Origin of the sequence: Xanthomonas sp. BRIP62418 (assembly GCF_003993495.1) — a bacterium.
Classification (GTDB): domain Bacteria; phylum Pseudomonadota; class Gammaproteobacteria; order Xanthomonadales; family Xanthomonadaceae; genus Xanthomonas; species Xanthomonas euroxanthea.
Window position 1 is genome coordinate 1 of the sequence record NZ_QEZG01000019.1, and the last position, 13,755, is coordinate 13,755.

Here is a 13,755-nt window from a genome sequence, read left to right on the forward strand (position 1 = left end):
GGGGAATGGGGAATGGGGGATTCGGGATTCGGGATTCGGGATTCGGGAATGGTCGCTGCAGATCCGCAGCGGCTGCAGGTAGATGCTGACGTGTCAATGGTGGCCATCGACGTTGCCGACCTGGTGCGGCAGGCATGGGTCAGCTGGGCACAGATGCAAGCTACGACCGGGAATGCCGAGCGTCGCACCTGCCGGATCGAGGTGCCGGCTTCGCGCGTGCGACAACTGCCTGGCTGGGCGTGCGAGGGTCACACGTGGTCGGCCTGCAGAAAGCCCAGCACGCTGTCGTTGAAGGCGGCCGGCGATTCGAGGTTGCAGATATGCCGGCCGGGCACCTGCGCGTAGTGGCCGCGTGGGGCGGCATAGGCGATCTCGCGCAGATCGGCCGGCGGACAGACCGGATCGTCGTCGCCGGCCAGTGCGAGCAGTGGCAGTTCCAGGGTGTCGAGCGCGCCGCGGAAGTCGGCGTCGGCCACCGCCTGGCAGCAGGCGATGTAGCCCTGCGGCGAGGTCGACACGAAGGCGGCCACGATCGTGTCCAGGCGCTGCGCATGGCGGGTGGCAAATGGCGGTGTGAACCAGCGCTGCAAGGTGGCATCGACCAGCCCCGGCAGGCCTTCGCTGCGCACCTGTTCGATCCGCGCGTTCCAGCTCTGGCTGCTGCCGATCTTCTGCGCGGTGGCGCACACCACCAGCCGGCGCAGGCGCTGCGGCGCATGCAGGCCCAGCCATTGGCCGGTGAGTCCGCCGATCGACAGGCCGCAGAAGTCGCTCTGCGCGATCTGCAACGCATCCCACAGCGCCAGCACGTCCTGGCCCAGGTCGGCAACGCGATACGGGCCGGGCGGCGTGTCCGAATCGCCATGGCCGCGGCGGTCGTAGCGCAGGATGCGGTAATGCGGCGCAAACGCGGCGATCTGCGCGTCCCACATGTGCAGGTCGGTGCCCAGGGAATTGCAGAAGGTCAGCCAGGGGCGGCCTTCGGTGCCGTCGAGACGGTAATGCAGGCGATGCGTGGGCAACTGGAGATAAGCCATCGGAGCACCGTCAGCGGGATGAGGAACCGGCCAGCACGCGATCGATCCAGACCGAGGACATGCCGCGCCAGCTGTCCACATCGAACACCGCCTGCAGTTGCGCCTGCGTGAGCACCGCGCCTACCTGCGCGTCGTCACCGAGCACCTCGCGCAGATGGCGCTGCTGCGCCTGGGCGCGTGCCACCGCCTGTTCGACCAGCGCATGCGCCTGTGGCTTGCCGAGCCGTGGTGCCAACGCAAACACCGCTGCCTCGGCGTACAACGCGCCGCCATGGCTGTGCAGGTGCGCGCGCATGGCCTCGCGGTCCAGTTGCAGGTCGGTCAGGCAGCCTTGCATCTGCGCCAGGCTGCCGGCAGTCAGGCACACGATCTGCGGCAAGGTCTCCCATTCGGCATGCCATTGCCCGGCGGCGCGCTCATGCGGCTGCGCCATCGCGCTGAACAAGGTCGCCACCAGGCCGGGCACGCGGGTGGCAGCAGCAACCGCGACGACGCTGGAGACCGGATTGCGCTTGTGCGGCATCGCCGAGGAGCCGCCCTTGCCGGCTGCGGCCGGCTCGAACACTTCGCCGACTTCCGACTGCATCAGCAACACCACGTCGCCGCCGATCTTGCCCAACATGCCGGCCAGCAGGCCGAACGCACAGCCAACCTCGACCAGGCGATCGCGTGCGGTATGCCACGGCATCGCGGGCAACGGCAGCGCCAGCGTGGTTGCCAGCGCCTGGGCGACATCCAGACCGCGCTCCTGCAACGACGCCAGCGTGCCGGCCGCGCCCCCGAACTGCAGCACCAAGCCATCGTGCTGCAGGGCCTGCAGGCGCTGGTGCGCGCGCTGCAGCGCATCCAGCCAGGCGGCGACCTTGAGCCCGAACGTGACCGGCACCGCCTGCTGCAGCAAGGTACGTCCGGGCAGGCCGGTGTTACGTTCGCGCGCGGCCAGCGCAGCCAGCTCGGCGCACAGGCCCTGCAGGCGCGGCAGCAGCAGGTCGAGCGCGGCGCGCAGCTGCAGTACCGTGCCGGTGTCGATGACGTCCTGGCTGGTGGCGCCCCAGTGCACCCAGCGCGCGGCCTGCGCATCGTGGGCGGCCACGCGCGCGGTCAGCGCCTTGACCAATGGAATGGCGGGGTTGCCGGCAAGTGCGGTGGCCTGCGCCAGCGCGGCCAGATCGTAATGCTGCACGTCGCATGCGGCCGCAATGGCTTGCGCGGCCTCGGCGGGAATCACGCCGCATTGCGCCTGCGCGCGAGCGAGCGCGGATTCGAAGTGCAGCATTGCCTGCACCCGCGCCGTGTCATCAAACAACGCGTCGCAGGCAGGCTCGCCAAACAGGGATCCCAACAGGGAAGACGTCGCAGTCATGCATGGCCTCTGGTGGCGTGCCGGCAGCATGGCACCGATGCGCGGGAGTGCCAACTGGCGTGCGCGGTGGGGCGTGGTGCAAACGCAGGTGTGCGTGGCGTGCACACGCGTTTGTCTGGCGTGGTCATGCGCGCGGCCTGCGTGTTTCGCCAATGCAACTGACCCTGCGGATCACGGCGCGGCGCGCCGGTCACGTGCCGATCGCGACGGGTCATCGACGGCATCGCGTATTGCCACGTGGTTGCTTGCCGCGCTGCATCTGCGTGCAGCGTCTGCACGCGGATGCAGGCGTCGTGCTCACGCGGACACATCGCAGCAGCCAACAGCGCGCCGACGATGCGATCAATAGTGGAAGAACACGGTTTCCGCATCGCCCTGCATATGAATGTCCCACACGTAGTCGCTGCCGCCACGCGACTGGGCCAGCAGCGTACCGCGACGTTCTGCCGGCACCAGGGCCAGGATGGGATCGCTGCCCAGCTGCGGGTCGTCGGCGAAGTACAGCCGCGTCGACACCCCACGCAACAGGCCGCGCATGAACACCAGCACGGTCAGATGCGCGGCCTGCGGCACGCCGCCGGGGCCGGCGACCCGGCCCGGCTTGATGGTGCTGAAGGAAAAACGCCCCTGCGCGTCGGTCGGCACGCGGCCCCAGCCATCGAAGCCGGGATCGTGCGCCTCGCAGCGTGCGTCGGCGGCATGCGCATAGATGCCGGCCGCATCGGCTTGCCACAGTTCCAGCACTGCGTCGGCCACCGGATTGCCGGCGCCATCGAACACGCAACCGCTGACCCGCACGTGCGTGCCTGCGGCCTGCGCAGGCGCGAGCTGCTGGCGATACAGCGGCTCCAGCCCGAGCCGGTAATACGGGCCAACAGTTTGCGACGGGGTGGTGTGCAGGCTCATCGATTCACTCCCAGACCGTTTGCTTGCGACCGCGCAACACGATGTCGAAGCGGTAGGCCAGCGCGTATTCGCTCACCGCGTTTTCCCAGTCGAAGCGGGACACCATGCGTTCGCGCGCCAGCGCATCGTCCACGCAGTTGTAGATCGGGTCGTGCGCCAGCAGCGGGTCGCCGGGGAAATACATCTGGGTGATCAGCCGCTGCCCGATGCCATCGCCATGCAGCGAAAAATGGATATGCGCCGGCCGCCAGGCGTTGTAGTGATTGCGCCACGGATACGCGCCCGGCTTGATGGTCTTGAATGCATAGCGGCCATGGTCGTCGGTGAGCACCTGGCCGGTGCCGCGGAAGTTGGGGTCCAGCGGTGCGTCATGCCGATCGCCGGCATGTTGATAGCGGCCAGCCGCATTGCATTGCCACACCTCCACCACGCTGTTGCGCACCGGCTTGCCGTTTTCGTCGAGCACGCGGCCAGACACGATGATGCGCTCGCCCAGCGGCTCGCCCGCGAAGCCGGCAGTGAGGTCGGCCGCATGCGCGCCCAGGGTGAGCCGATTCAACTGCGGCCCGGTGACTTCCGACAGCGTGGCCGGGATCTCGATTGGCGCGCGCGTGGGCCCGCGCAATGCGGTGGATGCGTAGGGTGGATGCAGGTAGGCCGGCTGCGTGCCGATCCGCGGCCGGCGATAGCCGAGCAGCGGATCGATCAATGTGTCAGAGCTGGGGTCGCGCATGCGGGATCTCCATCGGTTGCGCTGCGGCAGGATCAAGACGTGGGTGTGCGGTCACGGCAGCGGCGGTTGCAATCGGCGCACTACACGCGCTCGATTGCCAGCGCCACGCCCTGCCCCACCCCGATGCACATGCTGGCCAGCCCGAGCCGCCCGTCGACCGCTTCCAGTTGCCGCAACAAGGTCAGTGCCAGCCGCGCGCCGCTCATGCCCAGGGGATGGCCCAGCGCGATGGCGCCGCCATTGGCGTTGACGTGCGCGGCATCGTCGGCCAGGCCGAACGCGCGCGTGCAGGCCAGCACCTGCGCGGCGAAGGCTTCGTTGAGTTCGATCGCATCGAACTGCGCAATGCCCAGGCCCAGGCGTGCCAGCAGGCGCTGCGTGGCCGGCACCGGGCCGATTCCCATGTAGGCCGGCTCCACACCCGCCGAGGCGAAGCCGAGCACGCGTGCGCGCGGGGTCAGCCCATGCGCGTGCACGGCCTGCTCGGATGCCAGCAACATGGCGGCAGCGCCATCGTTGAGACCGGACGCATTGCCGGCCGTCACCGTGCCGGGCTGGCGGAACACCGGCTTGAGCTTGGCCAGCATCTCGGCGGTGGTGTTCGGGCGTGGATGCTCGTCGCGATCGACAGCGGTCGCCTCGCCCCCTTTGCGTGCGGTCACGGGCACCGGGGTGATCTCCCCCTCGAAAAATCCCGCTGCCTGTGCGGCGGCGGCGCGTTGCTGGCTACGCAGCGCGAACGCGTCCTGGTCTTCGCGCGCGATGGCGTGGCGCTGGGCGACGTTTTCGGCGGTTTCGCCCATCAGCTCCACGCCATAGGCGCCCTGCAGGCGCGGATTGACGAACCGCCAGCCCATCGTGGTGTCTTCCAGCTGTTGGGTGCGGGCGAACGCGCTCTCGGCCTTGCCCATGACCCAGGGCGCGCGGGTCATCGACTCGACCCCGCCGGCGATCGCCAGCCCCAGTTCGCCGGCACGGATGCCGCGCGCCACCGTGCCGACCGCGTCCAGCCCGGAACCGCACAGGCGATTGAGCGTGCTGCCCGGCACCGAACTGGGCAAGCCCGCCAGCAGCAGGCTCATACGCGCGACATTGCGATTGTCTTCGCCTGCCTGGTTGGCGCAGCCCAGATACACGTCGTCGATCAGCGCCGGCTCCAGTTGCGGATTGCGTGCCATCAACGCGGCGATCGGGACCGCGCCCAGGTCGTCGGCGCGCACCCCGGCCAGTGCGCCGCCGTAGCGGCCGATCGGCGTGCGGATGCCATCGATCAGATAGACCGCGCTCATGCCTCGGCTCCGGCTGCCTGCTTGCCGTGCGCCGCGTCGGTGCGTGCCTGCAGCGCGCGCAGCGCCTGCAATTCCGCGGCACTGGGCGGCGTGGTCTGCGCCAGAGCGTCGGCAAAGCGGATCGGCCAGCCGGTGGCCGCGCGCACCTGCTCGCGGGTGCTGCCGGGATGCAGCGCGGTGACGGTGAGTTCGCGGGTCACGGAGTCGGGCTCCATCACGCACAGGTCGGTGACGACCACGCTGGGGCCGGCGCCGGGCAGGCCTGCACGCTGCCGCGCATCGCCACCGTCCAGATGCCCGACCGTGGTGACGAAGTCCAGCGCGGGCACGAAGCTGCGTGTGGATTGGCGCATGATGATGAACACCTGCTTGGCGCTGGCCGCGATCTCCGGTGCCCCGCCTGCGCCGGGCAGCCGCGTCCTGGGCGCCGCGTACGGGCCGATCACCGTGGTGTTGAGGTTGGCATGGCGATCGATCTGCGCCGCGCCCAGGAAGCCCACGTCCACGCGGCCACCCTGCAGCCAGTAGCGGAAGATCTCCGGCGTGGAGACCACGGTATCGGCGGTGTCGGCCAGTTCACCGTCGCCGATCGACAACGGCAGCACGTCCGGGCGCGCGCCGATCGGGCCGGATTCGTAGATCAGGGTGACATCCGGCGCATGCGTCAGCCGCGCCAGGTTGGCGGCCGTGGACGGCAGGCCGATGCCGACGAAGCACACCGCGCCATCGGGCAGGCGCCGCGCCGCCGCCACGGTCATCATCTCGTTGGTGCTGTAGTCGCTCATGCGGCCACCTGCAGCAGCGATTGCGCGTACACGCGCTGGAACGCTGCGAAATCGTCGGTGTCGAGAATGTGCGCCTGGATCCAGGCCTGGAAGCGTGCCCGGTCGCGCGCGATGGCATCCCAGGCCAGATAGAAGCGGTTGTCGCGCGCGTAATAGCCATGCGCGTACGAGGGCGCGGCGCCACCGGGCACGTGGCAGACCGCATCGACCACCCAGCGCGGCAGGATGCAGGCGTTGGGCGGCGCCTCCAGCGTGTCGACGATTTCTTCCACCGTCACGATCACCTTGCGCGCGGCCAGCGCGGCCTCTTTCTGCACGCCCAGGATGCCCCACAGCAGCACATTGCCGCGGCGGTCGGCCTGCTGCGCATGGATCACGGTGACATCGGGGTTGATCGCCGGCGTGGTGGCCAGCGTCTCGCCGGTGTAGGGGCATTGCAGGAAGCGGATGCTGTCGTTGACGCGCGGCAGGTCCGAGCCGACGTACCCGCGCAGCACCGCAAACGGCAGGCCCGAGGCACCGGCCACATACGCGTTGGCCATGTCGGCATGGCTGTGTTCGCGGATCTGCAGCGGCTGCGGCCAGCCGCGTTCGACCGCATCGCGCAGCCGGTGCAGCGAGCCGACGCCGGGATTGCCGCCCCAGGAAAACCGCAATGCCGATGCGCAGCCGGCGCCGATCAGCTGGTCGTAGATCAGGTCCGGGGTCATGCGCACCAGGCGCAGGTCGCGCTTGCGCTGGCGGATCACCTCGTGGCCGGCCGCATGCGGAATCAGATGGGTGAAGCCTTCCATCGCCACGCAGTCGCCGTCGGCGATCAGTTGGGACATCGCTTCTGAAAGGGGGACGATCTGGGCCATTGCCTGGGTCCTGCGCAGCGAGCGTGCGGTCACGTTAGGCGCAGCTGCACGGCCCGGTCAATGCGATTATCGGTGTACCAATTCGATAATCGCACAATTTCGCTGCGCGACTGACGCTCCAACATTGTCTCCGGTGTATACATAGCTTCGCTTGCAAGCAGACGCCAGCGCTGGCATGGGCGTCAACTGGTTGCCAGCCGGCGCCCCACTGCCGATCCGCACCCCAGGTTGTATACAAACCCCAGGAGTCACGGTCATGTCCCAGTCCAAGCAGCTGTTTCCCCTCAACGCGTGGTATGCCGTCGCCTGGGACCACGAGATCAAGCACGCGCTGACCCCGCGCAAGGTCTGCAACCTGGATGTGGTGGTCTACCGCAGCACCGCCGGGGCGGTGATCGCGCTCGAAGATGCGTGCTGGCATCGCCTGGTGCCGCTGTCGATGGGCAAGCTGCGCGGCGACGATGTGGTGTGCGGGTATCACGGGCTGGTCTACAACAGCCAGGGCCGCTGCGTGCACATGCCCTCGCAGGAGACCATCAATCCCTCTGCGTGCGTGCGCAGTTTTCCGGTGGCCGAGAAGCATCGCTATGTGTGGATCTGGCCGGGCGACCCGGCGCAGGCCGACACCCGCCTGATTCCCGACCTGCACTGGGCGCACGACCCCGCCTGGGCCGGCGATGGCCGCACCATCTACGCCAAGTGCGACTACCGGCTGGTGCTGGACAACCTGATGGACCTGACCCACGAGACCTTCGTGCATGGCTCCAGCATCGGCCAGGACGAGATCGCCGAAGCGCCGTTCGAGGTGATGCATGGCGACCGCTCGGTGGTGGTGTCGCGCTGGATGCGCAATATCGACGCGCCACCGTTCTGGGCCAGCCAGATCGCGCGCCATCTGGATTACCGCGGCAAGGTCGACCGCTGGCAGATCATCCGCTTCGAAGCGCCCGGCACCATCGCCATCGATGTCGGCGTGGCCATCGCCGGCACCGGCGCGCCGGAGGGCGACCGCAGCCAGGGCGTCAACGGCTACGTGCTCAATACCATCACGCCCGAAACCGACACCACCTGCCACTACTTCTGGGCGTTCATGCGCAACTACGCGCTGCACGATCAATCCCTGACCACGCTCACCCGTGCAGGCGTCACCGGCGTGTTCGGCGAGGACGAGGCAGTGCTGGAAGCGCAGCAACGCGCCATCGACGCGCATCCGGATCACACCTTCTACAACCTCAACGTCGATGCCGGCGGGATGTGGGCACGCCGCGTGATCGACCGGCTGATCGCCCAGGAACAGCGCGCGCAGGAACTGTCGCTGCGCATGGTGGGCTGAGGCAGCGCGCCGGGAGCTCCGTATGTCGCCCACCACTCCGTTTCGCAGCAGTGCCGCGCAGACCACGCGTGCGCTGCTGTCGCTACGCGAACTGATCCTCGACGGCACCCTGCCCGCCGGAACGCGCCTGTCCGAGCTGGCGGTGGTGCAGCGGCTGGGCATGTCGCGCACCCCGGTACGCGCGGCGTTGCAGCGGCTGTGCGAGGAAGGCCTGGCCAGCGCACTGCCGGGCGGCGGCTATGCGGTGCAGGCCTTCAGCGAACGCGACGTGCACGATGCGATCGAGCTGCGCGGCACGCTCGAAGGCCTGGCCGCGCGCATCGCGGCCGAACGCGGCGCATCGGCCGCGGCACTGGCCCAGGCACGCCAACTGCTGGACACGCTCGACGGCATCGTCGGCCCGCCGCTGCAGGCCATCGACTTCAGCGCGTACGTGCAGGCCAATGCGCAATTCCACGCGCTGCTGGTGGCCATGGCCGGCAGCGATGTACTGGGCCGCGAACTCACCCGCGTGCTGCAGCTGCCGTTCGCCTCGCCCAACAGCCTGGTCATGGCGCAGACCACCAGCACCGAGGCGCGGCTGATCCTGACCCTGGCGCAGGACCAGCACCGCGAAATCATCGCCGCCATCGAGGACCGCCAGGGCGCGCGTGCCGAAGCGCTGATGCGCGAACACGCACGGCTGGCCCATCGCAATCTGCGCCACGTGCTGCAGACCCCGGCGGCGATCACCCGGGTGCGCGGTGGTGCATTGATCGGCCGCGCCCATCCCGCCACCGCTGGCAGCAGCCAGCCCGCCCTTCTGCCTGGAGTTCCCCATGCGTAAAGACACCCAGTGGCACCGCGCCCATGTCGTCAGCATCGCCGATGCCTGCGAGGGCGTGCGCGAGATCGTGCTCGACCCGGGCACCGCGGCACGCGGCTTCGAGGTCGGCAGCCATCTGGATTTTCGCCTGCAGCTGCATGGCCGCGCCGACGTGCGCTCGTACTCGCTGGTGGGCGAGCCGCGTGCCGACGGCTACTACCAGATCGCGGTACGGCAGATGCCCGACAGCCGCGGCGGCTCGCGGCACATGTGGACGCTGCAGCCCGGCGATGTGGTGGAGATCTCCCCGCCCAGCAACAACTTCGCGCTGGATGAAGGCGGCGAGGAGATCCTGCTGATCGCCGGCGGGATCGGCATCACCCCGATCATCGGCATGGCGCAGCGGCTGGCGCGCCGCCACCGCGCGTTCCGCCTGCTCTATGTCGGACGTACGCGCCGTGCAATGGCCTATGTCGACGAACTGGAAGCGCTGCTCGGCGAGCGCCTGCAACTGCACTGCGACGACGATGCCGGCCGGCCGGAGCTTGCTGCCGAGCTGGCGCGGCTGTCGCCCACTGCCGAGGTGTACGTGTGCGGCCCGCTCGGCATGCTCGAAGCGGTGCGCCAGCACTGGCACGCGGCCGGGCGTTCGCGCGCGCGGCTGCATTTCGAAACCTTCGGCAACAGCGGGCGGGTGCCGGCGCAGGCCTTCGTGGTCAAGCTGCCCGGGCTCGGGCTGGAAGTGCCGGTGGCCGAGAACGAATCGATGCTGGATGCACTGGCCGACGCCGGGGTGGAGCTGATCGCCGAATGCCGGCGTGGCGAATGCGGGCTGTGCGCGGTCGAGGTGCTGGACAGCGCGGCCGATATCGATCACCGCGATGTGTTCTTCAGCGACGAACAACGCCGCGAGAACCGCAAGCTGTGCGCCTGCGTCTCGCGCGCGGTGGGTGGCAGCATCAGCATCGATACCGGCTACCGGGGCGAGCTGGGCTGAGCGCGGCCGTCGACACGCCGACGCTCACGCGGCGCGTGTTTGCATCCTCACGCGCATGCGCGATCATCTGCGCATGGAGTCGACTCACTACAGGACGGTCCCGGCGCCGGCACTCAACCCGCGCCAGGAACAATTGGTGGCATTGGTGCGGCAGCAGGGCTTTGCCGAGGTGGAAGGGCTGGCGACGCGCTTCGAGGTGACGCCGCAGACCATCCGGCGCGACCTGACCCTGCTGTGCGATGCCGGCTTGCTGCGCCGCTATCACGGTGGCGTCAGCATGCCCTCGAGCGTGGAGAACCTGGCCTACACCGCGCGCAAGGCGCTGCAGGCGCGCGAGAAACAGCACATCGCCGCGCAGGTCGCCCGCTTCATCCCCGACGATGCTTCGCTGTTCATCAACCTGGGCACCACCAACGAAGAGGTCGCGCGCGCCTTGCTGCAGCACCGCGGCCTGCGCGTGATCACCAACAACCTCAACGTGGCGGTGATGCTCAGCGCCAATCCCAGCTTCGAGGTGATCGTGGCCGGCGGCGTGGTGCGCGGGCGCGACCAGGGAGTGACCGGCGAGGCGACGGTGGAGCTGATCCGGCAGTTCAAGGTGGACTTCGGGGTGATCGGCATTTCCGGCATCGACCTGGATGGCACCTTGCTGGATTTCGACTACCAGGAAGTGCGCGTGGCCCAGGCCATCATCGAACACTCGCGGCAGGTGCTGCTGGCCGCCGACCACAGCAAGTTCGGCCGCAACGCCATGGTGCGACTGGGCGCGATCGCCCAGGTGCACGACTGGTTCACCGACCGGCCGCCGCCGCAGGAACTGGCCACGGTGCTTGCCGAGGCCGGCACCCGCGTGCACCTGGCCGCGCCCGGCAACGCCGGCTGAGCCGATTGTTCGTTTGTGTGCGTTTGCGCAATGCACACCCCGATTGAATCGCCCGATCGATCCACCCTGGCGATCGAATTTGAGTTCCCGATAGGCTCAAACATTAGAACGTCGCCCGCAGCCCGGGCGTCGCAGCTCTTCACGTTCCAAAAAGGTTTGATGTTCGAATATGTTCGAACATGACAACTTGGGTTCGCTCCTGCGCGCCCGGACGGAGACACCGATGGGCGAGACATACGATCTTCTGGTGATAGGCGGCGGCATCAACGGGGTCGGCATCGCCCGCGATGCGGCCGGGCGTGGCCTGTCGGTGTGCCTGTGCGAGCAGGACGACCTGGCCGCGCATACCAGCAGCGCCAGCACCAAGCTCATTCACGGCGGCCTGCGCTACCTGGAGCAGTACGAGTTCGCGCTGGTCGGCAAGGCGCTGGCCGAGCGCGAAGTGCTGCTGCGGCTGGCCCCGCACATCATCTGGCCGCTGCGCTTCCTGCTGCCGCATCAACCGCATCTGCGCCCGGCCTGGATGATTCGCGCCGGCCTGTTCCTATACGACCATCTCGGCGGCAGCAAGCGCAGCCTGCCGCGCTCGCGCCGGCTGTCGCTGCGCACGCACCCGGTCGGCCAGCCGCTGCAGGAATCGCTGCGCACCGGCTTTGTCTATTCCGATGCCTGGGTGCAGGACGCGCGGCTGGTGGTGCTCAATGCGATGGACGCCGCCAGGCGCGGTGCCCAGATCCGCACGCGCACGCGCTGTGTCGGTGCCTGGCGCGATGCGGGCTTCTGGTACGCCGAACTGGAAGACCGCGACGGCCGCCGCCGCACCGTGCAGGCGCGCGCGCTCGCCAATGCGGCCGGGCCGTGGGCGGTGTCGTTCCTGGACAAGGTGGCCGCGGTGCCGCACAAGCACGCACTGCGGCTGGTCAAGGGCAGCCATATCGTGGTGCCAAAACTGTTCGACCACGACCATGCGTACATCTTCCAGCAACCGGATCGGCGCATCGTGTTCGCCATTCCGTACGAGCACGACTTCACCCTGATCGGCACCACCGACGTGGACTACCAGGCCGACCCCGCCGCGCCCAGCATCGATGCGGCCGAGGTGCAGTACCTGTGCGAGGCGGTGAACCTGTATTTCCAGCAGCAGATCACCCCTGCCGATGTGGTGTGGAGCTATAGCGGCGTACGCCCGCTGCTCGACGATGCCGAAGACAACGCCGCCGAAGTCACCCGCGATTACCAGCTGGAAGTGCTCACCGACGGCGCACCGTTGCTCAACGTCTTCGGCGGCAAGCTGACCACCTATCGCAAGCTGGCCGAAGAAGCGGTCGACCGCCTGACCCAGGCACTGGGTGCCCGCAAGCCGGCATGGACCGCGCGCGGCGATGCATTGCCCGGCGGCGAACAGCGCGATATCGCCAGCCTGCTCGAACGCGTGCGCACGGCACGCCCGTGGCTGCCGGCACCCACCGCGCAGCGGCTGGTGCGCAACTACGGCACCTGCGCGGAGCAGCTGCTGGGCGATGCGCAGGATATCGCGGCATTGGGCACGCACTTCGGTGCCGATCTGTACCAGGCCGAGGTGGACTACCTGTGCGCCCACGAGTGGGCCGTGACCGCCGACGACATCCTGTGGCGCCGCAGCAAACTCGGTCTGCGCATCGACGCGGCCGGGCGCGCGCGCCTGGAAGCGTACCTGCAGACGCAATCGGTCCGGCAGGCGGATGCCGTGCCGGCCTGATCGAACCGCGTTGCCGGCGAGGACGGGTCGTTCGGCAACGTATCCTGGCGCATTCGCCGGCATCATCCTGAGTCACGTGGAGGGCACCCCCAGATGAGCATTACCCAGCACCCCTGCGCGCCGATGCGCGCATCGCACCATCCTGCCTGCGTCGTCGCCCTCGGCATGGGGTCGCGCGCATGAGCCGCCAACTGGTGGGTGAGTTGATTTCCGAAGCGGTGGCGATGTTCATCATCATCGCGCTCGGCGATTCGGTCGCGGCCATGTACGTCCTCTACGATCCCAGCCCGTACCAGAACGCCTATTGGGGCGTCTGCATCGCCTGGGGCCTGGCGGTGACGCTGGCGATCTATGTCACCGGCTCGGTGTCCGGCACCCATGCCAATCCGGCAGTGACGCTGGCGCTGGCATTGTTCCGCGGGTTCTCCTGGAAGAAGGTGCTGCCGTACTGGGGCGCGCAGGTGATCGGTGCGTTCCTGGGCGCGGCCATCGTCTACCAGCTGTATGGCCCGGTGATCGACCACTACAACCAGGTGCAGCAGCTCACCCGCGAAGCCGGTGGCGCCGCCGGAGTGTTCTTCACCGCCCCCGGCCTTGCGGTCACGCCAATGCATGCGCTGGTCGACCAGATCATCATCACCGCGTTCCTGATCTTCGGCATCTTCGCCATCACCGAGCAGTTCAACGAAGCTGCGCCGACCGCCAATTCCGGCGCGCTGATGATCGGCCTGCTGGTGGCCACGCTGGGCGCATCGATGGGCTATCTGGAAGCCTGGGCGATGAATCCGGCGCGCGATTTCGGCCCGCGTCTGTTCGCCTACCTTGCCGGCTGGGGCGAGGCCGCGTTGCCGGCCAAGGACAACTACTGGTGGATTCCCATTGTCGGCCCGTTGATCGGCGGCCCGATCGGCGCGCTCGCCTACCAGTGGCTGATCCTGCCGTTCCTGCCGGCACGCGTGCGCCATCTGCAGGGCGGCAAACCGCTCGATCCGCGCTGATCGCCCTGCTGCACGACTGACAGCACAG

The 13,755-nt window shown here is 68.5% G+C and carries 13 protein-coding genes; 6 read left to right on the top strand and 7 right to left on the bottom strand.

The window, feature by feature from the left end:
• Nucleotides 1–248: 248 nt before the first annotated feature.
• The 7 genes from pcaD to EO174_RS00130 all read right to left on the bottom strand — a co-directional run bounded on the left by pcaD (nucleotide 249) and on the right by EO174_RS00130 (nucleotide 6,973).
• Complete coding sequence (gene pcaD / locus EO174_RS00100) at nucleotides 249–1,037, bottom strand: 3-oxoadipate enol-lactonase (RefSeq protein ID WP_126941554.1); 789 nt, start codon at nucleotides 1,035–1,037, stop codon at nucleotides 249–251.
• A 10-nt stretch (nucleotides 1,038–1,047) separates the two neighbouring features.
• Nucleotides 1,048–2,430, bottom strand: a complete 1,383-nt coding sequence (locus tag EO174_RS00105; RefSeq protein WP_206515024.1) for a 3-carboxy-cis,cis-muconate cycloisomerase — start codon at nucleotides 2,428–2,430, stop codon at nucleotides 1,048–1,050.
• Nucleotides 2,431–2,742: 312 nt separating this feature from the next.
• Nucleotides 2,743–3,306 (bottom strand): protocatechuate 3,4-dioxygenase subunit alpha, encoded by a 564-nt coding sequence (pcaG, locus tag EO174_RS00110; protein WP_126941556.1) that lies wholly within the window; start codon nucleotides 3,304–3,306, stop codon nucleotides 2,743–2,745.
• Between the two features lie 4 nt (nucleotides 3,307–3,310).
• Nucleotides 3,311–4,039: a protocatechuate 3,4-dioxygenase subunit beta gene (pcaH, locus tag EO174_RS00115; RefSeq protein ID WP_126941557.1), complete on the bottom strand. Its 729-nt coding sequence runs from the start codon at nucleotides 4,037–4,039 to the stop codon at nucleotides 3,311–3,313.
• Between the two features lie 80 nt (nucleotides 4,040–4,119).
• Nucleotides 4,120–5,328 (bottom strand): 3-oxoadipyl-CoA thiolase, encoded by a 1,209-nt coding sequence (pcaF, locus tag EO174_RS00120; RefSeq protein ID WP_104650584.1) that lies wholly within the window; start codon nucleotides 5,326–5,328, stop codon nucleotides 4,120–4,122.
• Nucleotides 5,325–6,113 carry a CoA-transferase subunit beta gene (locus EO174_RS00125; RefSeq protein WP_126941558.1) on the bottom strand — a complete coding sequence of 263 codons (789 nt, stop codon included), beginning with the start codon at nucleotides 6,111–6,113 and terminating at the stop codon, nucleotides 5,325–5,327. The genes pcaF and EO174_RS00125 overlap by 4 nt, the downstream gene beginning before the upstream one ends.
• A complete protein-coding gene (locus tag EO174_RS00130; RefSeq protein ID WP_126941559.1) occupies nucleotides 6,110–6,973 on the bottom strand; it encodes a CoA-transferase in 864 nt (287 codons plus the stop codon). Before EO174_RS00130 ends, EO174_RS00125 begins: the two co-directional genes overlap by 4 nt.
• Before the next feature lie 256 nt (nucleotides 6,974–7,229).
• Here EO174_RS00130 and EO174_RS00135 point away from each other — a divergent pair, with 256 nt between their 5' ends.
• The 6 genes from EO174_RS00135 (at nucleotide 7,230) to EO174_RS00160 (ending at nucleotide 13,727) form a co-directional block, all read left to right on the top strand.
• A complete protein-coding gene (locus EO174_RS00135) occupies nucleotides 7,230–8,306 on the top strand; it encodes an aromatic ring-hydroxylating dioxygenase subunit alpha (protein ID WP_104583851.1) in 1,077 nt (358 codons plus the stop codon).
• A gap of 22 nt (nucleotides 8,307–8,328) precedes the next feature.
• Nucleotides 8,329–9,132, top strand: a complete 804-nt coding sequence (locus EO174_RS00140) for a GntR family transcriptional regulator (RefSeq protein ID WP_104650581.1) — start codon at nucleotides 8,329–8,331, stop codon at nucleotides 9,130–9,132.
• Complete coding sequence (locus EO174_RS00145) at nucleotides 9,125–10,108, top strand: PDR/VanB family oxidoreductase (RefSeq protein WP_126941560.1); 984 nt, start codon at nucleotides 9,125–9,127, stop codon at nucleotides 10,106–10,108. The genes EO174_RS00140 and EO174_RS00145 overlap by 8 nt, the downstream gene beginning before the upstream one ends.
• Nucleotides 10,109–10,163: 55 nt before the next feature.
• Nucleotides 10,164–10,991, top strand: coding sequence for a DeoR family transcriptional regulator (locus EO174_RS00150; protein WP_126941561.1), 828 nt, complete (start codon nucleotides 10,164–10,166; stop codon nucleotides 10,989–10,991).
• A 223-nt stretch (nucleotides 10,992–11,214) separates the two neighbouring features.
• Complete coding sequence (gene glpD, locus EO174_RS00155) at nucleotides 11,215–12,729, top strand: glycerol-3-phosphate dehydrogenase (protein WP_126941562.1); 1,515 nt, start codon at nucleotides 11,215–11,217, stop codon at nucleotides 12,727–12,729.
• Between the two features lie 179 nt (nucleotides 12,730–12,908).
• Nucleotides 12,909–13,727 carry an MIP/aquaporin family protein gene (locus EO174_RS00160; RefSeq protein WP_016904933.1) on the top strand — a complete coding sequence of 273 codons (819 nt, stop codon included), beginning with the start codon at nucleotides 12,909–12,911 and terminating at the stop codon, nucleotides 13,725–13,727.
• The last annotated feature ends 28 nt before the right edge of the window (nucleotides 13,728–13,755 follow it).

Bases quoted from the DNA above. Each gene is read 5' to 3' on its own strand.
- pcaD (WP_126941554.1), bottom strand. From the start codon at position 1,037: ATGGCTTATCTCCAGTTGCCCACGCATCGCCTGCATTACCGTCTCGAC.
- EO174_RS00105 (WP_206515024.1), bottom strand. From the start codon at position 2,430: ATGCTGCCGGCACGCCACCAGAGGCCATGCATGACTGCGACGTCTTCC.
- pcaG (WP_126941556.1), bottom strand. From the start codon at position 3,306: ATGAGCCTGCACACCACCCCGTCGCAAACTGTTGGCCCGTATTACCGG.
- pcaH (WP_126941557.1), bottom strand. From the start codon at position 4,039: ATGCGCGACCCCAGCTCTGACACATTGATCGATCCGCTGCTCGGCTAT.
- pcaF (WP_104650584.1), bottom strand. From the start codon at position 5,328: ATGAGCGCGGTCTATCTGATCGATGGCATCCGCACGCCGATCGGCCGC.
- EO174_RS00125 (WP_126941558.1), bottom strand. From the start codon at position 6,113: ATGAGCGACTACAGCACCAACGAGATGATGACCGTGGCGGCGGCGCGG.
- EO174_RS00130 (WP_126941559.1), bottom strand. From the start codon at position 6,973: ATGGCCCAGATCGTCCCCCTTTCAGAAGCGATGTCCCAACTGATCGCC.
- EO174_RS00135 (WP_104583851.1), top strand. From the start codon at position 7,230: ATGTCCCAGTCCAAGCAGCTGTTTCCCCTCAACGCGTGGTATGCCGTC.
- EO174_RS00140 (WP_104650581.1), top strand. From the start codon at position 8,329: ATGTCGCCCACCACTCCGTTTCGCAGCAGTGCCGCGCAGACCACGCGT.
- EO174_RS00145 (WP_126941560.1), top strand. From the start codon at position 9,125: ATGCGTAAAGACACCCAGTGGCACCGCGCCCATGTCGTCAGCATCGCC.
- EO174_RS00150 (WP_126941561.1), top strand. From the start codon at position 10,164: ATGCGCGATCATCTGCGCATGGAGTCGACTCACTACAGGACGGTCCCG.
- glpD (WP_126941562.1), top strand. From the start codon at position 11,215: ATGGGCGAGACATACGATCTTCTGGTGATAGGCGGCGGCATCAACGGG.
- EO174_RS00160 (WP_016904933.1), top strand. From the start codon at position 12,909: ATGAGCCGCCAACTGGTGGGTGAGTTGATTTCCGAAGCGGTGGCGATG.